This window comes from Ensifer sp. Root1252 (assembly GCF_001425885.1).
Classification (GTDB): Bacteria; Pseudomonadota; Alphaproteobacteria; order Rhizobiales; family Rhizobiaceae; genus Ensifer; species Ensifer canadensis.
Window position 1 is genome coordinate 154,062 of sequence record NZ_LMDT01000005.1, and the last position, 24,233, is coordinate 178,294.

Here is a 24,233-nt window from a genome sequence, read left to right on the forward strand (position 1 = left end):
AATACGGTTTATCAACGCAAATAAGGCCGGTGTCTTTCGACACTGGCCTTATTTGCGGCAAGGCTTCCAGGTCAGCGCAACGCGGCGAGGCGCGCTTCCTGCCGGGCGATCAAACGCTCGAGCTCGGCGATGGCGGCGGCATTCAGCGGCGCGCCGGGCTTGCGGATCGTTGCGGAGGCAATGGCGCCGCGCCGCGCAAGGACGTACTTGCGCACGGCAAGGCCGATGCCGGGCTGCTGTTCGTAGCGCACCAGCGGCAGGTGGGCATCGAACACGTCCTGTGCATGGTCGATGTCGCCCTTCGTTACGCTCTCGCAGACCGTAACGAGCATTTCCGGATAACCGAAACCTGTCATAGCTCCGTCGGCGCCGCGCGCCATTTCCTCCGGCAGGAACACCCCGCCGTTTCCGCACAGAACGGATATCCTTCGGCGTCCCTTGGCTTCGGCGGCGCGCAGGGCGGTAATCTTGTCGAGGCCCGGCCAGTCCTCATGCTTCAGCATCACGATTTCCGGCACATCGTCAACGATGCGGCCGAGTAGGTCGTTGCTGATTTGCACGGTCGTAGCGAGCGGAAAGTCCTGGAGGCAGATCGGCACGTCCACTCCAAGCGTCTCTGCGCATTGCCGGTAATAACCGAGGATCTGCTGGTCGGTGCGCAGGCTCATAGGCGGGGCGATCATCACGCCGGCTGCGCCCATGTCCATCACCGTCCGGCCGAGTTCGCCGATCGCGGCAAGCCCCGGTGCGCTGACGCCGACGACGACGGGAACATCGCCCGCCCGCAGGATGACGCGCTGCGCTACCTCGCGTGCTTCGGACTGGGTCAGCTTGGGAGCCTCGCCCATCATGCCGAGGATGGTGATCCCGCTCGCGCCGGATTCGATATAGAAATCCGTCACCCGGTCGAGACTTTCGATGTCGATCGCACCGTTCTCGTGAAAAGGAGTGACCGCGATGACATAGACACCGCGCGAAGCGGCACTGATTTGCGCCATGAGACGTGACCTTTCAATGTGTTGGAAACCAGCCCAGGCCCTGGCGGCGAAGGTACTGACCGTTGCCCTGCGACAGCAGGATTTGCGAGCCGTTCCAGGCCGGCTTTCCGCGCAGCCAGGTTGCCGCGACGCGAACATCGAACCGGCGGCCGTCGAATGGGCTCCAATTCAATCCGTCATGCGCCTTCGCGGCATCCCAGATGAATTCACCTTGTTCAAGCACGCAGAAATCCGCGTCGAGTCCAGGTGCGAGCGCACCCTTGCGGCTGGAAAGGCCGAAGAAGCGGGCAGGCCGGGCGGCAAGATACTCCGCCGTCAGCCGCGCAGCGTCGTGCCCGCGCGCCTGTGCGGCGGAGAAGAAGGCGGGTACGAGGGTTTCGAGGCCGGGAATGCCGGCGCCAGCCTCGTAGATCGAGACGCCGAGCTTGTTGTCGATCGGCCAGCTGGCATGATCGGAAGACACGAAGGCCACGGTTCCGCATTCCAGCGCGCGCCAGAGGCCGTCAATGGCATCGAGTCGGATCGGCGGGTTTACTTTCATGCGAGCGCCGAGCTGGGCACCGTCGTGTGCGGGGTCGAAGCAGAGGTAGTGGACACAAAGCTCGCCGGTCACAGGAGCGCCGATGCCGGCGAATGCGGCGACCTGCGCGAAACCTTTTTCGTGCGAGATATGGACAATATGGGCGTGGGCGCCGACAGCCTGGCCGAGCGCCAGGAACTGGCCGGTGGCGGCAAGCTCGGCGGCGAGCGGTCGGCTGTCGCAATGGGCGCTGATCCCGTCCCGTCCCGCCGCTCGTGCCTTTGCTGTGCGGGAACGGACGATCTCCTGATCTTCGTTGTGTAGGCCAAGAGGAAGGTCGCGGCCAACAAGTTTTTCCAGAAGGTCAAGCGTCAGCGCTTCGTCTATGCGGGGGAAACGCACCGGGCTACTCTCGAATGAGGAGATCTTGAAGGCGACGACGCCGCCTTCGATCAGAGCTTCCACATGGTCGAGACCGCTTTCCTTCGTCACCGTCGCGTAAAGCGCGACGTCGCAAAGGGAATGGGCCGCGACTGCGGATATCTTTGCCGTGAGCCGCTCCGGTATATCGAGCGGCAGCGGCGTGTCGTAGGGCATGTCGACGATGGTGGTGACGCCGCCGGCAAGCGCTGAGGCGCTCGCCGGCGCAAAGCCGACGAGGCCTTTGCTGTTGGTCGCGTGGGTCTGGCCGTCGATAGAGCCTGGCAGGATGAGGCAATCGCCGTAGTCCACCACTGTTGCAGCGCTGGGCGCCGCGCCGGTGCCGATCTGCGTTATCTTTTCCCCCCGGACGGCCACCCAGCCTGAGTGAGTTCCTTCCGGCGCGACCACCCGTCCCTTGATCACCAAATCCATCGCTGTCTCCTTGTCCTTGCCCGTCAAATTGCGGGTGCGTTCTGAATCCACGGATGGGCTTCTTCGTAGAGCTTGGCGATGGAGATCAGCGACCAGTCCGCTCCGAAGGGGGCGATCAGCTGGAAGCCGATCGGCATCCCGCTTGAGGAAGGTGAGGAGGGGATGGAAATGGCTGGCAGGCCGGCCGCGTTGACGAAGCCGGTGAACGCCCGGTGATAGGGAGGCGCGAAATCCTCGGCTTTCCAGGGCATGGCGCCCGCGGCCGGGGTAAGCACGAGATCGTAGGTGTCGAACGCCCGCGCGAGCTGCTCGTAGATCGAGCGGTAGGCCATCAGCGCGTCGAAGAATTCCACGGCCGTCAGCGCACGGCCCTTTTCGATCATCGGCGGATAGGGCGCTCCGACCTTGCCCTCCCAATCGGTGTCCTTGAGCAGCCAGGCAAGACCAGTCGCTCCCATCACCGGCCAGTGCTTCTCGAACAGGGCGGCATCGAAGGGGGCCGGCCCGTCCTCCACGACGAAGCCGAGTGCCCTCAAGTTGTCCGCCACTTCTGCCACGGAGGCTGCGATCGGCTCCTCCACCGTCATGCCGGCGACCTCGCGTACGAACAGGACCTTCTGCCCGCGGCGCACGGGCTCCACCCCTCCTTTGGAGAAACCGTACGAGGCCCGGTCATGCGCATGGGGGCCTTCGATGGCCGAAAGTGCCAGGGCGAGATCGTCCACGGTGCGGGCGAGCGGGCCGATGATTTCGAAGTCACCAAGGATGGGCGGTAGGCCGTTGACACGGGCGACGCGCCCCGTCGAAGGCTTGAGGCCGACGAGGTTGTTGTAGGATGCCGGACGGCGGATGGAGCCGCCGCCGTCCGTTCCGATTGCCACGGTTCCGATCCCGGCCGCCGTCGCCGCAGCACCGCCACCCGTCGAGGCGCCGGAAGTCAGCGCCGGATCATACGGGTTGCGTGTCACGCCGAAGGCGAGCGTGTTCACATTGCCACGCCCGAGGGTGAATTCCGATACATTCGTCTTGCCCAGGATGACGGCGCCTTGCGCGCGCAGTCTTTCGACCGGCGTCTCGTCTTTCTCGGCGATCTGGCCTTTGTAGAGCGCGCTGCCCCAGGCCAGCTGGAGATTCTTTACCGGAATGTTGTCCTTAATGGTGATCGGGATTCCGTCGAAATCGCCGAGCGGCGTGTTGGCGGCAAAGCGTGCGTCGCTTTCACGGGCCGCCTGGCGGGCGCCTTCGGCATCGAGAACGGCAAATAGGTTGAGAACAGGGTCGATATCGCCCGCGCGCGCCAGGACGGCGCCGATGACCTGGCTTGGCTTGATCTGGCCGCGACGGTAGGCTGCACCGAGCTCGCTCGCCGTGTACTGCCACAGCGGCTTTTCCGTTTCGATTTTCATAATCACTATCCTTCGGAGACTAAATTCTGAGCGCGAGACTGAATTTCTGCTCAATTTTTGTCCAATAGGATCGCGAGATACGACTATAGGCGCTGGACTATACAGAGTGCTTGCATGTGTAGGTTCGGGGCATTGCAGGCCACGAATGCTAGTCTGTCCGTTCTGAAAAAGCGGAGAACCCGACAGCAGGAGCTGATGGTTGTGGCCAGACGATCGTCAACTAGCTACGGCTGCATTCCGTCGCGGTCGAGTATGAGCGCCAGATCGAGGTTGAAAACGGTGACGGCACGCTTCGGCATCTGCATCCCGATTTCTACTATCCGAACGTGTGTCGAAGGTTCCCTTATCTCTGGACGCCATGTCCAGCATGCTGCACAGGCAGGAAGAGGCAATACTGTCAGACCGTGAGCGGCACCTTTGCGAGTAATGTCCCAGATGAAGCCGGCGAGTTCACGTGCAATCGCAGTCAGCACGAGAGACGGAGCACGATGCGCTGGCGTTCGTCGGGAGCTATGACGAGACCAAAGCCTCTATCCACAAGCACCGGCAATGCGCTGCGCGCGCGACCTTTGAAACCCTCTGCCACCGCCATTGCGCCTCGGATCTCAGGAACTGAACCCTGACGCATAGCTTCGTTGTCAGCCCGGAAAGCGACGTTCGGCTCGAGCACTTTAGGGAGACGGGAGTAACGTTCAATCTTGTTCCTCTTTTGTGCGTTTAGGATCGCATAATTTATCGACTGAAACTTGGGCCGATATGCCTCGGTCTTATCCCTTGCGCCCACGGGAAAGGTTTAAAGGTTTCACCTTCCTACTTTCCTGTCGAAGAGTTCGAACACTTCACATTCGAGCACCGTTGGGATCTTTCCCAGAGAGCGGCCTTGAACTGTCAGATCCAGTCGCTGGAAAAGGAACTCGGCGTTCGCCTGTCGAACCGTCGGCCGAACCGGTGCGCTCGGTTGCCGGCAAGGCGAGACGCAAGATCCGGATCGGAAAAAGTCTAATGCCAGTCTTGTCAATCGATTTGTAATCCCGTTGGAAAAGGAGCTATTTGTCGGAAAATGCCGATTGAATCTCTTTTTGAAGCTTTTTCGCCGCCCGTTTCTTCGGGGGCGCGCGTTCGAATATCGTCAATATCCGTTCGAGCGATTTATCTGCTTCGGCTTTTCGCACCGCGGTCTTTTTCATCGCTGATTTAAAGTCCGGTTCGCTTCCCACTGAATTCACGTTGCGAGGTTCGTCGGCGTGCTGTGACGTATGAGAAGCACTTGGTACCTGACAAATTTGCACAGGTATGGATCTGGTCGAAGGCATCATTATCCCCGCTAAGCTTTTCGCCGCAAACTTCCCACCAGGTGTTGTATCAGGGGGAGGTGGACTATCAGAACGATCTTCAGGATGCCTAGTCGTGAAACTGGTTGCGTCATTGGTGACGTGCTGACTTTTCGGCCCGGGTATCTGCAACCACGCGCGTTTCAATAATTCGTTGTCGGCATAGTAGAAATTCCGAACCCCAAAAATTGGTTGCTGATTTCGAAGCTTGATGATGCACCGCGTCTCGTCCATTGAGCCGAGTTCGTCAGGGCGCATCAGGGGCCGCATCGTGGTCTTATGAGACATCGTGGCGCCCTTGCGATCAAACAGGGTCAAGCCCGTGGAAACGGCCTTGTCGACCGTCACTTCCTTCCGCTCGCCCAGCAGCTGCGAAATATACCGCTGATCCTCAGGATCCTGCGCTCCAAGGAAGATTTGAGCGCGGGCGGAGTTGACGAGCGTCTGACGGCCTTCGCGCGTATAGACGTTGTCGATCGACCGGAGCGATTGGACAAAGAACCAGCAGGGGATGCCGTAGCCGCCGAGGACGGTCGCGACCGTGAGCGCGTTTTCCAGCTTGCCGAGGTTCTGGAATTCATCAAGCAGAACGAGCACGCGTCGCTCGTCACGCGCCATCATGTTTCGCGACATGTAATCCATGAACTGGACCATCAATACATTGAAGATCGGGCCGATCAAGCCGATCTGCTGGATGCGGAAATCCAAATAAAGGCTCATATTCTGCCGGCGCATGGTGCGGATGTCGAATGTCGATCGCGCCGTCGCCCGCAGGATCCGATTGTTCTTGAACGGCCGCACCGCTGCGGCGAGCGAGCCATAGACACCATCAAATTGCTTGCTGGCCATGACGGCGAAGCGGGCGAGGGTGGTGTATGTAAAGGGACTAATCCATTCGGCGCGAAGCTTAGTATTGGCGACTTCCTCCAACCACTCACGAAGCGGCTTGTTGCCGCCTTCGATCACATTGAGGACCGTCCCAAGGTTCTTATCCTTGTCGGAGATATCCGGATTTTCCAGTACCCATGACGTAACGCCGGCAAAGAGTGCGCGGGCGTCGGAGATCCAGTAAGCGTCGCCCTTCGGCGTCGGCAAAAGAGCCGTCGCGATGGAATTGATGTCGATATCGCGTTGGTCGGGGTCGATCGCAACGAAGTCGAGCGGGTTGTAGCATTCCGTAGCGCCATTTTCGTCTGCCGGCGAGAAACGTAGCACGCGCGAGAATTTCGAACGATATCCGGCCGTGGCCTCATAGGTCTCGCCGCGGATGTCGAGCACTACGATGCTGTCCGGCCATAGCAGGCAGTTCGGCACGATCAGCGATGCGCCTTTGCCCGACCGCGGCGGTCCGATCACGAAGCCACCGACGTCATCCCCGTCGATCCAGAGCTTCTCTCCGCCGAACAGCCTGGGCTTCATGAACCGACGCCGGCCGGACCCGCGCTGCGTGAATCCGCCTGGAACCTTAATCAAGCTGCCGCCGATCCGGCCGACGAACACGCCACCGGTGCGCGTGAGGCCAAGGGCGCGGGCCTCCTGCGTACTGAGAAAGCGAGCGTCGGTCGATTTCTTCTTGCCTGTCATGGCGGCAACAAGCACAGCGCCACCGGCGAACAGGCCAGTCGCGGCCGCTATCGTCGGCCGATGCCAGTCACTGGCGGCGAGATCGAGCCGCGCCGCGCTATAGGATGCAAGGATATCGTCCTGCAGCGCCTGAAACATCCATATCGAGTTGTCGAACGTATAGTAGAGGCCGGCATAGGCGAGCGAAGCGACGAACGAGGCTACGGCGGCGGCAATCGCCAGCCCGAACAGCAGGATTGCCGGGTTCATAGCACGCCCCCTTTGGTGAACACGATCTCCGACACAACGCGCCGCCCGTCGGGGACCCGCGCGAGCTGGACGACGACGGGGATCACTTCCTTGAGGTAATCGATGATCTCCTGTTTTTCGAGCGCAACACCGCTCTGCATGACCATGAGCGCCAAGCGGTCATAGGCCGAGCGCGCTGAGTTGGCGTGGACCGTTGTCAGCGATCCCGGATGGCCAGTATTGATCGCCTGAAGGAAGGAAAACGCCTCGGCGCCGCGAAGCTCGCCCAACATCAGCCGATCTGGACGCATGCGCAGTGAGGCTTCGAGTAGCTCCTGCGGCGTCACTTTGGCGCGGCCCTGGTCTCCCTTCGAGGCGAGCAATGCGACTGTGTTCGGGGTGATCGGCTTTAACTCGCGCGCGTCCTCGATGGTGACGATGCGCTCCTCTTCTGGAATCTCCTTGAGCAGTGCATTTAGGAAGGTCGTTTTGCCTGTCGACGTACCGCCGGATATGGCGATCGAAACTCGCGAGCGCACGGCAGTTTGAAGAAACTGCATGGCGTTGACCTCGCGCTTCATCATGGCTGCAAGCTCCTCCTCGGCCGTCGAGAGCCTGAGTTGCCGCCCGACCCTGGTATGCTCGAATGCGCCGCGGTTCTTGTAGACCTCCAGCCCTATGTCGTGGATGACCTGCTTGCGGATGGAGATCGCGCCGCCGTCGGGTGCGGCCGGCGGCAAAACACATTGGAAGCGCTCCCCGGTCGGAAGCCATGCCGACAGAATGGGATGCTCGTCGTTGACGACCTGGTTGGTAGAGCCGGCAACGCGCTCGCTCAAGGTCCGTATCCAATCGGCGGTGAACTGCGCATCGACCTCGCGTTCCATGCCGCCGACGCCGAGCCGCTCGATAAACAACTCGCCGGGGCGATTGACGGAGATTTCGGAGACTCGATCATCCGAGAGATAAGGCTTCAACCGCTCCAGCGCCTTTTCGAGAAACGGGAACTGCTTCATTTGTGGATCGGCGCGATCGGATAATAGGGCGTCGAATCGACGTTGCGCCGGATTTGCCCGCCACGCTTCAGCCGCATCATCTCCTGCCGGACCGGATCGGCATAGAAGTCGGAAAAATCGAGATCGCGCCGCAGATAGACGATAATCGACTCCCCTTGGGCGACGTAGATCGTCGGCGGGATCTTCGAGCTTTCCTTGAAAGCCTCGTTGGCAATGTCTTGAAGGATCGCCGATGACTTCTCCGTGGCGATCGATCGCGCCTCCGCGGCCGTTCGGCTCGGTTCGGTTGTGATCGTCGTGACCGCGCCGGTGATCGGATCGACCGTCGAGATCGAACGAGCGCTTTCCGCCGCCGTGTCGCCGAGCGCCGAAACATATTCCGCCGCGCCGCCGATCACCGACAGCATGATCGCAGAACCGAAGCGTTCCCAGAAATGCGTGTCGATCTCGCCGGTGAGCCCGGCGCGGCCGAGACGGTCGGCGCCGGGCGAGGCGATCTCGACGGACAGGCCATCGGACCGGATCACGCGGGACCAGACGATGAAGATGCGCTTTTGGCCGCGCGCCAGGCCGGACTTGTATTCGCCGATGAGGCGAGAGCCTTTCGGAATGAGGACGCGACCGCCGTCGAGAGACCGGACATCCTCACGCACGACGGCTCGCACCATGCCGGGAAGGTCGGTGTTGATGGCCGTCTCCAGAAAGCCGCGGATCATCGTGCCCTGGGCCACAAGCGCGTCGGTCCGATCGAAGCGCGTCGCCTTAACGATGCTGACCGTCTGCTTTTCAGACTGGGCGAGGAACGCCTTGTTCGCGTCGCTTTCCACGCCGGGAACCGCGACGAGCTGGCCGTCGTCAGCAACCGTCACCGAGTGTTCGCCGGTCGACAGGCTTTCGCCGCCGGAGCCGTCGACGATAATTTGGTCCGAGCGGAGCCGCTCCCACCGTGCCTTTTCCTCCTCCTCCCGGCGCTTGGCCTCCAGCTCGGCAAGCCGAGCTTCCTCTTCGGCGCGCCGGCGCGCCTCCTCCATGCGAAGTCGTTCTTCCTCGGCGCGGCGACGCGCTTCTTCGAGCTGACGCAGTTTTTCCAGATCGTCGCCCGCGTTCACGGTAAGGTTGACCGCCGCGGACTCCACTGACTTCTTTTCGGCAGTCGGAATCTGCACAAGGTTCGGATCGGCCGCCTGTTTTACCGGCTCCTCCGGGAAGTTGCGGATGCTGGAGTTCGAGGTCTCGAAAGTCTCGCCTGAAGCTTCGGTCAGGTTGGGGTTCTGCGGGTCGGTCGGCCAGTTGACATAGGCAAGCACACCGGCGCCGACGACAAACAGGAGAGGGAGGGCGAGCTTGCCGAGGCGACCATTACGGTCGTTGGCAACACTGCTCTGCCCATCGAGGTGGTCGAAGTCGATCTTGCTCATCGCTGGCGCTCCTCTTTGCGGTCGAGGCGCTTTGGCCCGTAGGCGTCCTCGATGAGATCGAAGGAATGGCGATTGGCCTGGCGGTTGTAGAGGCAAAGCCATTTGTCGCCGGCGCGCAGCGTGAACTGGCCGGCGATCTTGTCGACGACGACATACTTTCCCTGCGTGCGCAGATTGACGAGGGATTCCTGGCGCTTGCCTTCGACGACGAAGATGGCCGGAATCTCGTCCGGAAATTCCAGATACATATGCGTGCCGTCGTCGAAGGCGACCCTCGGCTTCAGGCTGGTATCGCCGCGGAAGACGTAATCGTAGTTCAACCGGCTCGGGTCGAGATCCTTCAGCAGGGGATCCTTGGCACTCTCCTGCGCGGCTGCCAACAGCCGGGCGTTGACATCCTCGTCGGGATATTTGAACCGAACCTGGAATGCCGCCCGAAGGTCGGCCGCGGCCGAGCCCTTCAGCAGAAGGGCATAGACGCGCTGGTTGGTGACGATGTTGACGTTCGTCTCGGCATTTTCGCGCAGAGGCTTCACGAACAGGATCCCCGACCCCTTCTTCGGGACAATCGACCAGCTCGCCGTGTCGCCGGCCGAGATCGTCTCGATCACCTCCGAGCTTCCAAGCTGGATCATGGTCGAGACGCCGAGTCCTGCAGGAACGGTCACGACCGCATTGTTGTTGAAGGTGATGTAGCGGATGCGGGGATCGGCCAGGGCTGGCGCTATCGCTACGGCAAGTAGCGATAGCGCCGCGAATGAAAGAAGAGATTTCCGCATCAGCGCGCCGCCTTGTCCGCCGGCAGTACTTCCGGCAGCGATTCCTGATCGCGCCGATACTCGGTGGCCTGGAAGCCAAGCGGGTTGTCGAAGCGATATTCGTTTTTTAGCGGCGCCGTCGTATAGCGGAAGCGGACCACCGAAACCCAGTGTTCTCGCCGAAGGCTGTTGTCGCGACGGGTCTCGGTTGAGAAGCGGACCGTCGCCGTGGAAGAGTTGAGGAACGAGACCGATTTTATGGTAACGGCGATGCGCGTATTGCGTCCGAGCATCTTGTCCTTCGACTGCGGGTTCGCGGGCTCGAAGTCGTGGCGGAGATCCGAGGCGGCCTGGCCGGTCGAATAGAGCTGGGCTAGATCGTAATTGTCCTTGAGCGCCCGAGGGTCATACGTCTCGCGCGCCCGGATATAGCGCACGATGTTCGCAGTCTTGACGGCGTGGTTTTCGGAAAGCTTGCTCTCGTTCAAGGAGCGGGCGACTTCCACGAAGCCGGTGGTTTTGTCGGCGATCACCACCACGGCCTCGAACTGCTTCAGCGGCACCAGCAGATTGAGGGCCGAAAGGCTGAGCAGTGTGGAAAAGCCGGCCACGGTCGCCACGGTCCAGGCGATTTTCCGCGAGCGGCGCTCCTTGCGATAGAGTTCCGCCTCCCATGATGCGCCGGCTACCCAGTAGGCGGTGAGATCAATCGGCGGGGTTTCGGGCTTGTTATCGGTTGGCTCTGTGTTGCTCATTGGAGTGTCCGATGGTCCGCCGTCTGCGGCATAATTAACTATAGTTTATTCACTAGGCCAAGTGATCGCCTTTACCGACCACATCCGTGCGGGGAGGGAGCCGGATAGCCTTGAATTCTGGAGTCGCTCAGCTCCGGCGCAGCGGTTAGGAAACTAGCTGCACCATCGCATCAGGATCCTCTTCGAAGCCGTGTTCGTGAAATAGAAGGAGCGATCATCCTTGACGTCGATCTGGACCGTGTCACGATCGCCGTCCGTTTCATCGGAGCCGGCCTCGATCCACAAAACATCGAGAACAAAGGAGCTGCCTTCCTGTTTTAGGGACAGAACTTTCCCGGCGGTCTTGTTCGCGCCGATCCCCTTGTCCTCGACATAGATGAACGCCGCAGCTGCGGCTTCGCAGCCGCCTTCGTCGGGGGCATAAGCGCCCGTCAGTACGGGCAAGATCGAGCTTGGCGTTTGAGACCATGCCAGGCCGGGAAAAAGCAAGCCGACTGCTATGATCGTCGAGGCGATCTTCTTCATCAAGGGACCTCCAAGCTCAAAAGCCGAATACACTGCCAAGGCTGTGAACATATCCGGCGAGCGTGTTGTAAAGATGGATGCAATACTCGGCGAAGGGCTTGAAGAAGATGACGACGACCATGAATACAAGAAACTTTCGGTTGTCTCCGGGCTTGACGCTTTGCTTAGCCTTTTCTGCCATCGGCTCGTTCAAGCGATTTTGCATGTCGATCGCTGCGGCACGTCTACGGTCCTCATCCCACGGATACATCGGCGTTGCCTTTCTCAAGATTGTCCTTCGTCCAAGAGACTGGATCGTTAAAAGTGCCCATTCTTTTCCGTCTCCATTTGAATTGCTCGTGCTCGCGCGTTCTGAACGTCTGCGGATGTGCGGCGGCTCTGTAGCCCTCCACGAAGGATCCCGGTTCTGCCTCTATACGCTCGCCGAGCCCGAAGCATCGTTTCGCGGCCACCAACGATAGCCGAGTCGCCTTGCCCCAACGCGCCGCCCCCAGTAATGCCTGCGGCAAAGGCGGGGATAAACCGGAACACCACGATTCCCAGCAGGCAGACGATCACGAACGGCGCCACATAGGAGAGCTTGCTTTCCGTAGCGGTATTGTTGGCCGTGTTGATGGCAAGCTCGATGAGCTGGTAAAGGAAGGCAAGAAACGCCATCATCAAAGTCTGCGTCACCATCAGATTGACCATTAGCAACAGCCAGCCGTCGGTGAGGCGGAACGTCCAGCGATAGAGTGCCAGTATGATAAATATCGGTGCCAGCGCCAGTGTGATGAACAGCATCAGCTTGGCCGCAAGGATCGCGGCCGCAGCGACCGCGATGAAGATCATCGCGACGACGAACACGACAGCGCCGATCAGCGCGCCGACATATTCGAAGGTGCCGGTGGCAACCTGCTCATAAACCTTACCTGCGGTCTCGAAGACGGCGTCGAGGATCTTCACCACTCCCGTCGTATCGTCGGTTCCGCCATTGAGCACGCCGCCGGACCCAGCGATCGACTCGATAATCGTGTCGGAGATCAGGTTCGGCACGGACTGCACGAGCTTGTAGAGCGTGGCAGAGAAGGCGCCCCAGTTGGTCGCCATATAATAGATGAAGAAGGCTCGGCCGAGCCGCCAGGCCGCCTCCGGCACAGAGAAGCTGTCGCGACCGGCAAGGATCATATAGCCCCACCAGATGACATAGAGGGTGAGCATTGACCCGAACAGAACATTCACCTGAAGCGCAAGGCCCTCGTAGGTGTTCCGAATGAACGTCTCGCCGATCGCGTCCAGCTTTGCGAAAATGTCCGATATGATCGTGGTTGCCGCCATCCGTTCATTCCCTCAGGACAGGCGCGAAGACGCCGTTGACGGGCCGTGCCGGACCGCACAACTCATCCGCCTCCACAAAGCTCGATATCGGCGGGCAGGGGGCATTCTTTTCACCCTTCGTCTGGCATCCGGCAACCAGCGCGAGACCAGAAAGCATTATCGCGACGAGCAATGGCATGCGGCCTCACTTGAACGGGTTGACGTCTTTGTACTGCAGCATCTTGGCTGTCTCCGACTGCTGAGTGAGCCGCATCTGCATTTCTGTGTTCAGCGCCGAAACCCCGCCGTTCGAGACACTGATCAGCTCGTTGATCGTGCGCGCCGTTTCCAGCTGCATGCGGGTATTGGCGTCGACCGAACCCTTGACGTCTTCGGCCGAGCCGATCTGGCCAGTTGCCGACTGCAGCGATTGCTCACGCTGCGAAACGCCTTGCGATGCCTGCTGGGTCAGCGCCGAGAGCAGGGCGGCCGTGTTGACTGTACCGGAAAAGGCATGGTTCATCGCCCCGGCATCCTCGCCTTCGACGATCGCCTTCACTTGCTTGACGAGCTGCAGCCCGTTGATCAGCGTCGCCGCAACGTTCTGTGCGTCGGAGCCAAGACCGCCGAATGACAGCGTGCCGCCGTTCATGATCGAGGAGAACGATGGCGCCGCCGAAACGGACATGTTGCCGCCGAGGCCGGTCGAGGAAATCCCCATCGACCCGTCGCGACTGCCGGACAGCGCGCCGAGGATCTCCTTGGTCTTTTCGAGGATGTTGGTGTTGGTTTTCATGATCTCGCCGGTGTTTTCGGCGTTCTTCCTGGCGATCGCCAGGTTCTTTTTATCGATCACTGGAACGTCGGCGAGGACCGGTGTCGAGAAGGCGAGGACGGTAGCCACGGCGAACGTCTTTTTCATTGCAGACCTCCTTGATCGGCCGCGTTTGCGGCATTCTGGATGAAGAGAAGATTGTTGCCGATCGCGCCGTCGGTGCCTTGGGGGGACATGATCGTGGTTTCCGCATCTGCATCCACGACTACGGCGCAGCGTGGCCAGTCGTCGCGCGACAACTTCATCTGTTCTAGGATGACCGGATCGCAGCTGTACGGATTGACCTTTGGATCGGACTTCAGGGTTTTGGCTGTCTCCGAGATCTTCGACAGCTTCATCTGCATTCTGGCCTGAAGCAGCTCGTTGAAGAGCGTGCGTGCCGTGATCAGGTTATTCACCAGTTCGGCATTGAAGGCTCGCGCCTGTGTATTGTCATCCCACGCCTCCTGATAGATTTCCGAGGCCCCAGCGGACGCTGAAAGACTATCAATGCGCCGGCCCGCCTCCTGGACGCGTGCCGTGCTTGCATCGATGCCGAGAACGACGCGACCGACCGCGCCTACTGCCGCGCTATTCGAGCTGCGCGTAGCGCCGGAGCCATAGTCGACATAGGATTTGAACGACGGCGAAGAAATGTCCTCGATATTCGAGCCGCCGGCATAGGCGTTGAACCAGGCATGGTTCCGACCGACCTTGCCGGCCCAGTTGCTTTGCTCTGAAGCAGTCGAGCCGTTGTACCAGGAGGCTACGCAGGCATAGTCGGTGCTGCCGCATTTGTTTACGCCCATGCCGAGATATTTGACGCCGCCCTCGATGTTCTCCTCATTGATTTCGCGGTCGAAGCCCATACCCTTGCCTGTCTTCTTCGTCAGCTGCATGACGCCCTTCACACCGGTCGGAGAGCCGGAGCACGTCGATATTCCGGACTCGGCGTGGGCCACCGACAACGCAAGGCCGACAGGGACATTGTGCTTGTTTGCATAGTGCTTGATCAGCTCGACGTTTTTGGCATCCTCGTGCACCGCTTGCGCCGGTGAGCGGTAGAGACGGCGGTACTTCTCCTTATTTGAGATGTTGCAGTTCGTGATCGTCTGATCCTCGAGTTGGTGGCCTCGTGTCGCCGTGTCCTTCTTCGAATGCCCTTCATCCTCGGAGCGCTTTTCCTTCATGTCGTTGTCGTTAACAGGAATGTCCGCGATGGCCGCGGGTGCTGGTGCTGTCACCAGTGCAGCGGAGAGCAGGAGAAGGATCGTTCTACGCACTGGTCGCCTCCGGGAGGGTCCAGCCACAAAAATGTGGGAGCCAGGCGGCCGGCTCCTCGCCATAGCTCAGGCGTAGCGTCTGGCATTCGCGTACCGTTTCCGGCCGACCGGACAACACCTTCACCAGATCGGGCATCGCCGACAGGTCGAGCCGAGCGATAATTGAGTCCTGTGCATGCTTGATCAGGAACGTGCGGCTCGCTTTGTCCGCCTGCTTGACGAAGCTGAACTCCTTATCCGAGAGCCCGAAAGCTCTCCGGTAGCTCTCCTCATCGGCGGAGGCGTTGGGAAAGAAGATGTTGGTCATCGTCTGTTCGATGATCGTGTTGCGGAGATCTGAGAGCACCACGTCGGCTGCCGATTGCGTGCCGAAGCCGACGATGCCGTTCATCTTGCGGATGGTCTTCAGCCAATCCTTGATGAAGCCGGAGAAGACCTCATCATCGAGCAACCGCCAGCCTTCGTCGAGAAAGATCATCGACGGTCGGCCGTCGAGGATCTCCTGGATGCGGTGGAACATGTAGAGCAAAACTGCCGATCGCGTACGTTTGTCGGAGAGGATCTCCGTCATGTCGAAGCCGTTCACCGAGCCAGAGAAGTCCAGTTTGTCGGCGGGATTGTTGAACAGCCAGCCCTTGTCACCGGTGGTCCATTCCTTCAACCGGTCGGCGAGGTCGCCAATGCCAGAGCGCATGCGCCCTCGCATGGCCTCGGCGAGCATATCGAGCCGGCGCTGTTGCCGGTTAAAATCCGTATAGATGCTATCAATCGCATCGGAGATGACGGCCATCTCTTCGGCATTGAGCACACGGTCCGAAGGCGTGACCAAATAGGAGACGAGCGTCTTGCCAAAGCTTCGGTTGGCCGGCGTGTCTTCAAGCTGGAGCGGTGCAAAGCCAGTCGGCTCCCCCGGCGAAAGCCGTTCATAGCGCCCGCCCATGGCACGGACGAAAATCTCGCCGCCGCGGTCCTTGTCGATGAAGACGCAGCGCGGCCGTGGCTCGACACGCATGCCTTGCGCCAAGAGGAAGGAAAGCGCCACGGTCTTGCCCGATCCGGTCGGGCCGATGATGGTGAAGTTGCCGACATCAGCCTCATGAAAATTGAAGAAATAGGCGGTTTGGCTGGTGGTCTCCAACAGCGAGATGGGAACGCCCCAATGGACCTTATGTGTCTGGCCGGACGGGAAGTTATGCGCGGAGAACAGCCCTGCAAAGTTCACCGACGAGATAAGCCCTTGACGTGCGATATAGGAGAAGTTGGTTGGCAGTTGCGCCCACCAGGCGGCTTCCTGATTGAGGTCCTCGCGAACGGCGACAACGCCCATGCGCGCAAGTTCGGCGGATACGTCGGCTACGGCACGGTTTAGCCGCGAGAGATCGCGCTCGAACACCGCAACCGTCATGTGGTGTTTTCCGAACACGACTTCGCCCGAGGCGAGCCGGTCGCGCGCCGTCTCGATGTCGTCTTCGACCACCGTGCCGCCATCGTCGGAGTTTGCGATCTGCCTGCTGATCGTCACGATCGCCTCCGTGACGGTTGTCCGATCTTCCGGCGCGAAAGAATGGGTAACGATGAATTCGTAAGGCAGGCGCAGCAATCCGTCGAGCTGGCCGGGCGTCGTCATCGGCGGATATTCCTTGATCGACACCATCGCCGCTACCTTGGAGGTCGAGCCATCCGCCGACCAGATTTCTGTTGCCTTGCGGCCGAACATGATCCGACCGGTCCCGATATAGTCGGCAAGCGACATGCGAGGCAGCGGCATCGTCCGCTCGTCGCCGGCGGCGAGGATCTTGGCGAAAAACTCGGCTGGCTCGGAATAAATACCGCCGTCACGGGTAACGCAGGAAAGAATTTCCGGGCGATAGGAGCGAAAGTCGCCGACGATACCAGAGACCATGTCGTTTAGGTCGCGCAACGCCTCGCTGCTGGCTTCGACCTCATTGTCAGCCATGCGGAAGACGTCGAACATGCGGTCGACCTTGCCGGCGCGCCCGGTCATAGGCCGTCGGATGACCGTGAGGTAAAGCTCATTGACGAACATCGTCCGGTGCTTCAGCCCGTCCATGTAGCGGGCGTTCAGCTCGTCGGCGAAGGGATTATCGAAATCGCCGTCGATTGCTGGCACGATCTGACGACGGATGATAGTGGCGTAAAGGGCAAAACGCGACGATCCGAGCGACCGAACTGTCATGTTGCGGTTGGCCAGGCGCGCATTGATCTCCGCCTGATCCATCGTTTGGTATGGGAGGCCGGATAACCGGATTACCTGCAGAAACAGGCCGGATTTGGTGACGATCGTCGCTTCATCGACATGGCGGAGATACGGGACATGCGTGCCGATCCCCATGTCGCGGGCGCGTTCGCGCCCGAACTTCAAGTCGCGATTGACAATGTTCATGGGGCGTAGCTCCCCGCTTTCCAGAAGTGCCTGTTGCGGATCGCTCTGCGCATCGACAGGAACACCTGCACGACCCGGACGATGTGGATATCCCGCTGGCATAGGTAGAGCGCGACGAAGTGGATCGGCAGGACGACCAGCGGCGCCAGGAAATTCGATGATGCGATGAAGATGACGATCCCGAAGATGCCGTTCACCACGAACACGATGATATCCACCCCGAAATACATTGGAGGCCTCGTCAGCGGCAGGATGAGCGGTTCGACATCGGGAGCATCGTCTTGCATATCAGAGGCCCGCCGAGGACTTCATAGCGTCGACCAGCTCGGCCGCACCGAAAATGATCGCAATGCCGATGATGATCGAAATTGCAACCTGCCAGGCCATGCGTCCAGAGAGGAACAGAAAGCCGAGAAAGCACACTGCGATGATCATGAAAGATCGCGCGACGTTGCCCTGCAGGACACCGACGAACCAGTCAAGAATGCCTTCGATCGGGGCCGCAGATTGCGCATAGGCGAATTCCGGCACCAACGCGGCGGGCGTCGCCAGCAGCGCTAGTGACAGAATAACTTTGCTTCTCGATCGCTGCATCATGGGAAGAATGTTCATTCGAATGTCCTTCGTATTTTTGGGAGGATGGAAGTCGGGGTGAGCGTCGTTACTCCGCAGTCCACACGTGTTCCTCGCGCCATGGGGAGGGCGCCAATGCGACCGTCTCTTGTCGGTGCGCGCTACCGCTGCGCTTTTCCAGGGCCGCTGTTGCCTTTGCATTCAGCTTCCACCGGTTCATCACCTTGACAATGTACTGGGCGGTTTCATTGAATTCGGGGACGCCACCCTTCTGGTAAACCCGCTCTGGACCGGCATTGTAGGCGGCGAGCATCAGCAGCGGATCTTCGAACTCCCCGTAGAGTTTCTTGAGATAACGCACGCCGCCGCGGATATTGGATCGAGGATCGCAGCGATCGGTTACGCCGTAGTCGGACGCGGTTTCCGGCATCAGCTGCATGACACCGATAGCGCCCGCGTCGGAGACCTGATGTTTGCCGCCGGCGCTCTCAACGTCGACCACGGCGAGGGCCAGATCCGGATCTAGCTCCTCCTCGGTGGCAATCGTCCTCACCATCTCCAGAACGTCGGTAGTGTCGACCGCTTCACAAGCATTCGCCGTTACGGTCGACGCGGAGATGAGGAGAGGAAGCAGGGTAATTTTCAAATTCTTGGCCCCAGGTTGAACACCGGCGAATAAACTATAATTAATTCGCAATAGATTCCTCTGTCAACCTGGAAATGGCCATGCATACGCGCATAAAGCAACTCAAGGTTATCAGCCTTGCCGTCACGCTTCTTTCCGTAAGCGCGACACTCTTGAGGGCGGACGGTGAGGATCCCTATGCGGAGCCGTCCCCGAATTACCTTCGCCAGTTCGTACAGGAAGGGATGAAGATGTTCGTGCTGGAGCGCTTCGACGCCGAGGGCAAGCTTGTGGCGCGTTCCATGGAAAAAGTGGACGGCAAGGTCGGGATCGACGGCCCGGTCAAGCGAACGATAGGGGGCCGCGAGATCAGCCTACGGGGCCTGAACGCCTGCCCGTCAGAAAAAGTTCTCTATAATCGTGTGCAGACATGGAGCTGTGTCGATGCCGCGCGCGATTACGCCAAGGCTGTCTACAACGGGCGCGCCAGCGTCATCCTATGCAAGACCCTGCTGCTATCGCCGCCGGAGGGAGAAACAATACCAGCATCATGTTTCCTGCTCGTTGGCGGCAAGGGCGAGCCTTTCCGGACAGTGAACGACGATGACAGCATGGTCTTCCTTGGCCTGGCTGCAATCGGACGAACGCAAGATGGTCGTTCCCGGCGTCCTGACCTTGAAGAATCGCAATCTCTTTCCCAGTCCATGGGGTTTCGCAATGCGGACTAATCTTTTGCTTCTTATCGCTGTCAGTGAACAGCGGCTTCTGCTCAGGAGAAAACCACCGCGTTTGCTTCGGGCGCGAGTTTCGAGCAGTCCTTACAAGGTTTCTGAACCGCCTGCAATAAGCCTGCAAAGGTCGACCTCAAGCGCCTCGCAGATGACCGCAATTTCCCGAATGGTCAGATTTTTCCAGTCGCCCATCTGAATGAGTTCGAATCTGTTTTCGGCAACTCCAGTCAGCAGTGCGAGCTTGCGGGGACTCGTTCCTTTCTCCACCATTTGCTGTGCCAAGTGAGATACAATGTCTGCTGGACTCTCGATTGGCATCGCGGCCTCCCATTTTACGCTTACAACACCGCCAAGGACGAGCTCAATTATTAGATGCAGGTCCTCGGCGGTTCACGAAGCAAACTATTACGCATGGTGATGTAAATTATAATTTACGTCCGTGCGGTTTCGCGTCACGCTGCTAGACGAGATGCCTGCTATGTCCTGCGATCATCAGCCCAAGTCGCCAGTTCGGTGTAGGGTTCAGGATCGTAGACGTATTCGGCGGGGATTGCGGGCTGCGCCATCAATGAAAGATAGCGCCGGAGGTTTTCCTTGCTGTTGCTAGCGGCCAGCCCGTAGAAGTTCCCGCTATTCCACGTGATGACGCAATGCCTGAAATGAGCGTATACCGCTGCTGCCATCTCGGCTAACGTAACCTCGCTGTGGTGCATTGTCGCCAGCACCAGCTTGGACTTACGCTCTATTTCCTCGGCCCCGAAGTACCGGGACTTGAATCCGTAGTCCTTTTGAAACTCCCGCAACTGATACTCCCGGAGATCCGCCGCGCGGAATTTCTCCACGAAGAGCAGAATCCCATCTTCCTTGAGATGCTGCGCGACGAACGCGATCTGCTGACTTCGGTTGGGTGAGTACATTTGGAATGTCGTATCTTCTAGGATGATATCGAAACCGCCAGTGAACGGCTCAAGGTGGATTTCGGAATGGAGATGTTCTTTCGTCAATCGATGAAAGGGGCCGAGAAAGAAACTGGCGTGCGGCGGCTCGCCAAAAGCCAGGAAGCACTTGTAGTTTTCCTCGTTAGGGCTGCAGGACAAAGACTGGATCTTGCTTCGGCTCATCTCGGAAAGCGTGCGCGCCATCGTCCCTTCGGCGGTGCCGAGGCTATAAAGCAGAACCTTGGTCGTGCTCAGTTGGTTGTAGCGCAGGACCGCATGGGCCATACGGAATTCTTCCTCGACACGATAGGGAATGCTGCCGCGATAATGCTGATCGAAGAAGCCCTGGCGGCGCGAATGCAATTCGACGAGCCGATGCAACAACGGGTCGTCGGGCAGGAGGCGCGCATCCACGGTCGGTTTGCGAACTGGTGCGCCACCATTGCCGGCGGCTGTCTCGGCGAAGAAACCGGCTAGATGATTCAAACGCGGGGCACGGTCGCATTCGGTGAAAAACTCTTTAAAATTTTGCATCGCAATACACCTAAGCAGATAACCAGAGGGGCGACGCTGCCAGCTGCAACGGCAGTGGCGCACAAATTTCATGCGCTTAGATTTGCCTTTCCGCGGGCGGCGCCTTATTCCAGGGGTAATGCCGGTTTCGGCAACGCGCTTTCATGCGAATGCCACTTTTGCACGAAAGCGCCACGATCACAACTGCGGGTTATCCAGAGTTGTTCGGCAGCTGATTCTATGATCCGGGTGTTTTGAAACGAATATTGAGGGATTGCTTCTCTTGACGGAGACGTTTGGCTTCCAGCCTGATGAGGTTCGCCGTTCTAATCACAAGACGGTCGTACACCAGCACATGGATTCCCGCGTAGGTGCTGAATGCCATTGACCCGATCAGGACAGCCCGCAGCCGGAACAATCCGGCGTCAGCGAGGGCTTTCGTGACGTCGCCCGCGAATGGATCGGGACCGGGGAGGCCAGCACGAGCGTGCTAACCATGCGCCTCCGTTCCCGGATGTTGCCCTTGATCTCCTTATGGGCCTTCACCCGTTCCGTGATCGCTTCATCGGAGTGGGGGCCGACATAGCTTCGCTTGTCCTTGCCCTCTGGGGTAGGGAGATCGAAATACCAGTAATCACGATCCTTCACGGTTAGGGTCACGAACCATCCCTCCAGGGAGAAGTCCGCCGCGAATCGTGGTCGACGGCATCGACGGGCGGACGCATCATCTTGGCGGTATCGATTCGGCGCGACGCGCTACCTGACGGCGCGGACAAGGAAACGGCCCGGATCGAATGGCAGTATGCCGGCGAGTTCCGGCGTGATCATCCGTTGATCGCAACCATAGCCGCCCAGCTCGGATCATGCCCGAGCAGCTCGAAACCATGGGGCGCGAGGCGCATAGCCTGTGATGGGCAATCGCGTCGTGCCTGCCAAGAGCCTTAAATCTAGAACTCTAAGCCGTCGAACTCCGGCAGTTTGCCCGGAATGTTAGCGGCGACGCTGACGAGCGTAAGGGGCTCGACGCTGTAGGTGGCGTAGCAACGAACCTGTGAAACCTCAACTTGAAGTCCAGTTTTCGCGGCGAACTTCACGGCAGCGTTAAACTCGCGCATCGCCTTAACCAGCCGTTCCTTGGCGCCGCGCTGATCGCGAGTTAGCGGAAATTCCAGGATGTTTGCCATTCGCTTCTCTCGCCTTCGTCCTCAGATCGCTCGCGTCATCACCTGAGCTGCGACTGATGCCAGTAAGGCCGCCAGTGCGACGGCCGTTCCAAATCACACAATCTTCATCCGGCGCCTGGGCGCGTCATCCCAATCATGCCCCATCCGCCCCGCTCCAACTGTTCCTGCCGTTGCGGTGATGATCAACCGTCTATGGCTCATTGAAACATCGCAGGTCCCTACGCGTTTACCACGAGATAGAGAATTGAGGTCTCAAATGTCGATCCACATGAGAGATATCGGCGAGGCGGTGTTCGGATTGTTCCATTGGCATGCTGCTGAAGTAGAGCCCGGCCTAACCGACGATCAGCGGTTGCTCATTGCGGCCTATCGATCCGGTCAGGTGCCGGAGGCCGCTTGGCAGGAGCACTTGGAACACGATCCGGTGCTCGCACAATATTGGCGGACAAATCCGAGGCATTGAACCTGGATTGCACTCCGCGGGGTTCTGCTGGCTCTAATCAGATTGCCAACGCCAGCAAAGTCGCGCCAATGATCAGCAAACCAGAAACCGTCAATCGCACGATCATCAGTAGATCGTGATCGTAATCCTTTTTCTCTCGCTCTGTGTGACGCATTTCAGCCTCCTCGCGTCGTTCCACTAGGAAAACGCCGCTCCTTGGCTGAAGTTGCAATTACGCACGGCGGCCTACTACCACCTCGCGTTCTTTTCACCTTCGATCATCGCTACCGCGTCTGCTTCCATGGCGCGGCACATGGTCTCTTATTCGGCCAGCAGCTCAGCGCGGACCGGATCCTCATTGCGCAGATCGTCGACCATCAAAACCAAAGTGGCGTAGCATTCGCAGAGACTGAGGGAATGCCAGCCATGGCGGCGAGGGCGTGTTGCTCACATAACACTCGAAAAGCCGGCTCTGTTGCACATCAATCAATGCTCGCAACGCTGGAAGCCTCAATTTCAGACGGGATCTACCGATCCTTTCAAGGTCCATAGGGGCCTGATGCCTTGCCCCGACAGCCGACGCCTCGCGAGCTCTACTCGGCTCAGGGTTTCCCGGCCGACTACAAGATCGATTCCGATATCAATGGCCGCCCTTTCCCAAAGAACGTTCAGGTCTCGTGCGTCGGCAATTAGGTCTCACCTCCGGTGGCCGCTGCAATCGGTCCCTCGCTGCCCTCGAAAAGCGCGGGGCACCGGCATGATTCAGTTTCTCACCTCGGGCAGGGCAACATCAACGTTGTCGCAGGATGCCGGCCTCCTTGGCGGCGGCTTCAAACGCCGCCCTTGCTTGCGCGCTAGGGACTATTCCTTTGGCGGCATCCAGGCAGGCCTTCCGAGCTGTTGCGTAACTCGCGCTCTTCGTGTCGGGCCAGGACTTCATCAGGAACGCGACCGCCTCTCGGGCGCTCCTAATGACTTGAAAACGATCATCAATCTTCAACTCAACATTTTCATCCCAGATGGTGATCATCGTGTCCTCCGTTGGGCAGGTTTCCAAAAAACGCATATTAGAGGGATCTGTTCCAAGGCCGCGATCCTGCCGAAATTTTGGGTGGCAGGATGAGGCTCTTCCCCGACATGTGGCCCTTCGGCGACTTGCCGCCGCACTCCAATCTTTGGTGATTCCCTGGCTGTTCTGATTGCGAACCTCGATTAGAGGGAAAACTCGCCGGGCCTTAGGGAGGATGTCACCGCCTCCCGCCATAGCCTAATATTGCCTGAACTTCGGTGCTGACACCTTGCGAAAAGGGACAGGGACGCCATAGCTGGTCCAATGAGCATCGCCGCAGCCCACTATGAAATCTTCTACAAGGAAATCGCCGAGAGCGGGGTCGTTTGGACCATACGTGACGACGCGGGCTTTCCAACTTCGACAAACCAATCAAACGAAGCCGCCATGCCTTTCTGGTCGTCAGAAACTCGGGCTCGGCTCACTATTGAGACTGTTGCGTCGTATCGCGACTTTACGCCACACCAGCTTACCTTGGAGGTGTTTCGCGATCGCTGGTTGGTAGGGTTGGAGAAGGATGCCCTTAGGGTTGGCATAAACTGGAGCGGTGAGCGTGCGACTGGCTTCGATGTAGCGCCCGTCGACGTTCGCAGAAGGCTTGCATCCGGCTCGTAGAAGAAATACATCCAAAATCAGGCGGCCGAAACCGCCCTTTCTCGCGCCCGGTAGGACCTCCAGGAAGCGTCCATATTGAAGCGTTGGTTCGTTTGATGGGTGCGCTTTGAAGTTTGTACCGGGAATTGCCTTCGCTGTCGGATCTCTTTTGCTTTTTTCGTCTTGCAGTGAGACCGGCTCATCGCAGACGAGCAGTAATCGCGCGAAGGTCCAATCGATAGCAAAAGCAAAGGCGCAGCCGAAGCTCAAAAGCACCCGCAAGAGTAGGGCGATGGCGATAGCCGAGGCAAAGGCGCTTTCTGAAGCGCGCAGCCCACGGCAGTGCAAGACACCCAAAAAGGAATGCGGCTAC

At 59.3% G+C, this 24,233-nt stretch carries 24 protein-coding genes and 1 pseudogene; 2 read left to right on the forward strand and 23 right to left on the reverse strand.

Features of this window, described 5'->3' with window-relative positions; all coding sequences use genetic code 11:
- Positions 1-71 precede the first annotated feature (71 nt).
- The 17 genes from ASD02_RS07800 to ASD02_RS07885 all read right to left on the reverse strand — a co-directional run bounded on the left by ASD02_RS07800 (position 72) and on the right by ASD02_RS07885 (position 18,410).
- On the reverse strand, positions 72-998 hold the full coding sequence (locus ASD02_RS07800; RefSeq protein ID WP_057220496.1) for a dihydrodipicolinate synthase family protein: 927 nt from the start codon (positions 996-998) through the stop codon (positions 72-74).
- A gap of 13 nt (positions 999-1,011) precedes the next feature.
- Complete coding sequence (locus ASD02_RS07805) at positions 1,012-2,373, reverse strand: amidohydrolase family protein (protein ID WP_057220497.1); 1,362 nt, start codon at positions 2,371-2,373, stop codon at positions 1,012-1,014.
- 23 nt (positions 2,374-2,396) lie between these two features.
- Positions 2,397-3,779, reverse strand: coding sequence for an amidase (locus tag ASD02_RS07810; protein WP_057220498.1), 1,383 nt, complete (start codon positions 3,777-3,779; stop codon positions 2,397-2,399).
- A 1,046-nt stretch (positions 3,780-4,825) separates the two neighbouring features.
- On the reverse strand, positions 4,826-6,943 hold the full coding sequence (locus ASD02_RS07820) for a type IV secretory system conjugative DNA transfer family protein (RefSeq protein ID WP_057220500.1): 2,118 nt from the start codon (positions 6,941-6,943) through the stop codon (positions 4,826-4,828).
- Positions 6,940-7,938: a P-type DNA transfer ATPase VirB11 gene (gene virB11, locus ASD02_RS07825; protein WP_057220501.1), complete on the reverse strand. Its 999-nt coding sequence runs from the start codon at positions 7,936-7,938 to the stop codon at positions 6,940-6,942. Before virB11 ends, ASD02_RS07820 begins: the two co-directional genes overlap by 4 nt.
- A complete protein-coding gene (gene virB10 / locus ASD02_RS07830; protein WP_057220502.1) occupies positions 7,935-9,356 on the reverse strand; it encodes a type IV secretion system protein VirB10 in 1,422 nt (473 codons plus the stop codon). The genes virB11 and virB10 overlap by 4 nt, the downstream gene beginning before the upstream one ends.
- A complete protein-coding gene (locus tag ASD02_RS07835; protein ID WP_057220503.1) occupies positions 9,353-10,135 on the reverse strand; it encodes a TrbG/VirB9 family P-type conjugative transfer protein in 783 nt (260 codons plus the stop codon). The genes virB10 and ASD02_RS07835 overlap by 4 nt, the downstream gene beginning before the upstream one ends.
- Positions 10,135-10,869, reverse strand: a complete 735-nt coding sequence (locus ASD02_RS07840; protein ID WP_057220504.1) for a type IV secretion system protein — start codon at positions 10,867-10,869, stop codon at positions 10,135-10,137. Before ASD02_RS07840 ends, ASD02_RS07835 begins: the two co-directional genes overlap by 1 nt.
- Before the next feature lie 153 nt (positions 10,870-11,022).
- Positions 11,023-11,394 (reverse strand): hypothetical protein, encoded by a 372-nt coding sequence (locus ASD02_RS07845; protein ID WP_057220505.1) that lies wholly within the window; start codon positions 11,392-11,394, stop codon positions 11,023-11,025.
- A 16-nt stretch (positions 11,395-11,410) separates the two neighbouring features.
- Positions 11,411-11,662: a hypothetical protein gene (locus ASD02_RS07850; protein ID WP_156408377.1), complete on the reverse strand. Its 252-nt coding sequence runs from the start codon at positions 11,660-11,662 to the stop codon at positions 11,411-11,413.
- A 29-nt stretch (positions 11,663-11,691) separates the two neighbouring features.
- Entirely contained in the window at positions 11,692-12,711 is a 1,020-nt protein-coding gene (locus ASD02_RS07855; RefSeq protein ID WP_057220507.1) for a type IV secretion system protein, read from the reverse strand.
- Between the two features lie 184 nt (positions 12,712-12,895).
- Positions 12,896-13,612: a type IV secretion system protein gene (locus tag ASD02_RS07860; RefSeq protein ID WP_057216039.1), complete on the reverse strand. Its 717-nt coding sequence runs from the start codon at positions 13,610-13,612 to the stop codon at positions 12,896-12,898.
- Positions 13,609-14,787, reverse strand: coding sequence for a transglycosylase SLT domain-containing protein (locus ASD02_RS07865; RefSeq protein ID WP_057220508.1), 1,179 nt, complete (start codon positions 14,785-14,787; stop codon positions 13,609-13,611). Before ASD02_RS07865 ends, ASD02_RS07860 begins: the two co-directional genes overlap by 4 nt.
- Positions 14,780-17,191: a VirB4 family type IV secretion/conjugal transfer ATPase gene (locus ASD02_RS07870; RefSeq protein ID WP_057216049.1), complete on the reverse strand. Its 2,412-nt coding sequence runs from the start codon at positions 17,189-17,191 to the stop codon at positions 14,780-14,782. The genes ASD02_RS07865 and ASD02_RS07870 overlap by 8 nt, the downstream gene beginning before the upstream one ends.
- Positions 17,188-17,478: a VirB3 family type IV secretion system protein gene (locus tag ASD02_RS07875; protein ID WP_057216052.1), complete on the reverse strand. Its 291-nt coding sequence runs from the start codon at positions 17,476-17,478 to the stop codon at positions 17,188-17,190. The genes ASD02_RS07870 and ASD02_RS07875 overlap by 4 nt, the downstream gene beginning before the upstream one ends.
- Before the next feature lies 1 nt (position 17,479).
- Positions 17,480-17,803 carry a TrbC/VirB2 family protein gene (locus ASD02_RS36810; RefSeq protein WP_057216055.1) on the reverse strand — a complete coding sequence of 108 codons (324 nt, stop codon included), beginning with the start codon at positions 17,801-17,803 and terminating at the stop codon, positions 17,480-17,482.
- Positions 17,804-17,852: 49 nt separating this feature from the next.
- Positions 17,853-18,410 carry a lytic transglycosylase domain-containing protein gene (locus ASD02_RS07885; protein ID WP_082555490.1) on the reverse strand — a complete coding sequence of 186 codons (558 nt, stop codon included), beginning with the start codon at positions 18,408-18,410 and terminating at the stop codon, positions 17,853-17,855.
- Positions 18,411-18,490: 80 nt separating this feature from the next.
- Here ASD02_RS07885 and ASD02_RS07890 point away from each other — a divergent pair, with 80 nt between their 5' ends.
- Positions 18,491-19,117, forward strand: coding sequence for a hypothetical protein (locus tag ASD02_RS07890; protein ID WP_057216060.1), 627 nt, complete (start codon positions 18,491-18,493; stop codon positions 19,115-19,117).
- Positions 19,118-19,207: 90 nt separating this feature from the next.
- Here ASD02_RS07890 and ASD02_RS07895 read toward each other — a convergent pair whose 3' ends face one another.
- From ASD02_RS07895 to ASD02_RS07910, 4 genes and pseudogenes are all read right to left on the reverse strand, one after another.
- Positions 19,208-19,438, reverse strand: a complete 231-nt coding sequence (locus tag ASD02_RS07895) for a helix-turn-helix domain-containing protein (protein WP_156408035.1) — start codon at positions 19,436-19,438, stop codon at positions 19,208-19,210.
- A 158-nt stretch (positions 19,439-19,596) separates the two neighbouring features.
- Positions 19,597-20,592 carry a hypothetical protein gene (locus tag ASD02_RS07900; RefSeq protein ID WP_057220524.1) on the reverse strand — a complete coding sequence of 332 codons (996 nt, stop codon included), beginning with the start codon at positions 20,590-20,592 and terminating at the stop codon, positions 19,597-19,599.
- A 337-nt stretch (positions 20,593-20,929) separates the two neighbouring features.
- Positions 20,930-21,267: pseudogene (locus ASD02_RS07905) on the reverse strand (GSU2403 family nucleotidyltransferase fold protein); the annotation flags it as partial.
- Positions 21,268-21,518: 251 nt separating this feature from the next.
- Complete coding sequence (locus tag ASD02_RS07910; protein ID WP_057210353.1) at positions 21,519-21,755, reverse strand: hypothetical protein; 237 nt, start codon at positions 21,753-21,755, stop codon at positions 21,519-21,521.
- Positions 21,756-22,011: 256 nt separating this feature from the next.
- Between ASD02_RS07910 and ASD02_RS07915 the strand changes: the two genes are divergently transcribed.
- Positions 22,012-22,218: a hypothetical protein gene (locus ASD02_RS07915; RefSeq protein WP_057216068.1), complete on the forward strand. Its 207-nt coding sequence runs from the start codon at positions 22,012-22,014 to the stop codon at positions 22,216-22,218.
- A gap of 769 nt (positions 22,219-22,987) precedes the next feature.
- On the opposite strand, the gene ASD02_RS07920 is transcribed toward ASD02_RS07915, so the two are convergent.
- Positions 22,988-23,227 carry a DUF982 domain-containing protein gene (locus tag ASD02_RS07920; protein WP_057210354.1) on the reverse strand — a complete coding sequence of 80 codons (240 nt, stop codon included), beginning with the start codon at positions 23,225-23,227 and terminating at the stop codon, positions 22,988-22,990.
- Between the two features lie 441 nt (positions 23,228-23,668).
- Positions 23,669-24,217, reverse strand: coding sequence for a hypothetical protein (locus ASD02_RS39615; protein ID WP_244494190.1), 549 nt, complete (start codon positions 24,215-24,217; stop codon positions 23,669-23,671).
- Between the last annotated feature and the right edge of the window lie 16 nt (positions 24,218-24,233).

Coding starts and splice junctions, on each gene's coding strand:
- ASD02_RS07800 (WP_057220496.1), bottom strand. CDS start 998: ATGGCGCAAATCAGTGCCGCTTCGCGCGGTGTCTATGTCATCGCGGTC.
- ASD02_RS07805 (WP_057220497.1), bottom strand. CDS start 2,373: ATGGATTTGGTGATCAAGGGACGGGTGGTCGCGCCGGAAGGAACTCAC.
- ASD02_RS07810 (WP_057220498.1), bottom strand. CDS start 3,779: ATGAAAATCGAAACGGAAAAGCCGCTGTGGCAGTACACGGCGAGCGAG.
- ASD02_RS07820 (WP_057220500.1), bottom strand. CDS start 6,943: ATGAACCCGGCAATCCTGCTGTTCGGGCTGGCGATTGCCGCCGCCGTA.
- virB11 (WP_057220501.1), bottom strand. CDS start 7,938: ATGAAGCAGTTCCCGTTTCTCGAAAAGGCGCTGGAGCGGTTGAAGCCT.
- virB10 (WP_057220502.1), bottom strand. CDS start 9,356: ATGAGCAAGATCGACTTCGACCACCTCGATGGGCAGAGCAGTGTTGCC.
- ASD02_RS07835 (WP_057220503.1), bottom strand. CDS start 10,135: ATGCGGAAATCTCTTCTTTCATTCGCGGCGCTATCGCTACTTGCCGTA.
- ASD02_RS07840 (WP_057220504.1), bottom strand. CDS start 10,869: ATGAGCAACACAGAGCCAACCGATAACAAGCCCGAAACCCCGCCGATT.
- ASD02_RS07845 (WP_057220505.1), bottom strand. CDS start 11,394: ATGAAGAAGATCGCCTCGACGATCATAGCAGTCGGCTTGCTTTTTCCC.
- ASD02_RS07855 (WP_057220507.1), bottom strand. CDS start 12,711: ATGGCGGCAACCACGATCATATCGGACATTTTCGCAAAGCTGGACGCG.
- ASD02_RS07860 (WP_057216039.1), bottom strand. CDS start 13,612: ATGAAAAAGACGTTCGCCGTGGCTACCGTCCTCGCCTTCTCGACACCG.
- ASD02_RS07870 (WP_057216049.1), bottom strand. CDS start 17,191: ATGAACATTGTCAATCGCGACTTGAAGTTCGGGCGCGAACGCGCCCGC.
- ASD02_RS07875 (WP_057216052.1), bottom strand. CDS start 17,478: ATGCAAGACGATGCTCCCGATGTCGAACCGCTCATCCTGCCGCTGACG.
- ASD02_RS36810 (WP_057216055.1), bottom strand. CDS start 17,803: ATGAACATTCTTCCCATGATGCAGCGATCGAGAAGCAAAGTTATTCTG.
- ASD02_RS07890 (WP_057216060.1), top strand. CDS start 18,491: ATGCATACGCGCATAAAGCAACTCAAGGTTATCAGCCTTGCCGTCACG.
- ASD02_RS07895 (WP_156408035.1), bottom strand. CDS start 19,438: ATGCCAATCGAGAGTCCAGCAGACATTGTATCTCACTTGGCACAGCAA.
- ASD02_RS07900 (WP_057220524.1), bottom strand. CDS start 20,592: ATGCAAAATTTTAAAGAGTTTTTCACCGAATGCGACCGTGCCCCGCGT.
- ASD02_RS07910 (WP_057210353.1), bottom strand. CDS start 21,755: ATGGCAAACATCCTGGAATTTCCGCTAACTCGCGATCAGCGCGGCGCC.
- ASD02_RS07915 (WP_057216068.1), top strand. CDS start 22,012: ATGTCGATCCACATGAGAGATATCGGCGAGGCGGTGTTCGGATTGTTC.
- ASD02_RS07920 (WP_057210354.1), bottom strand. CDS start 23,227: ATGATCACCATCTGGGATGAAAATGTTGAGTTGAAGATTGATGATCGT.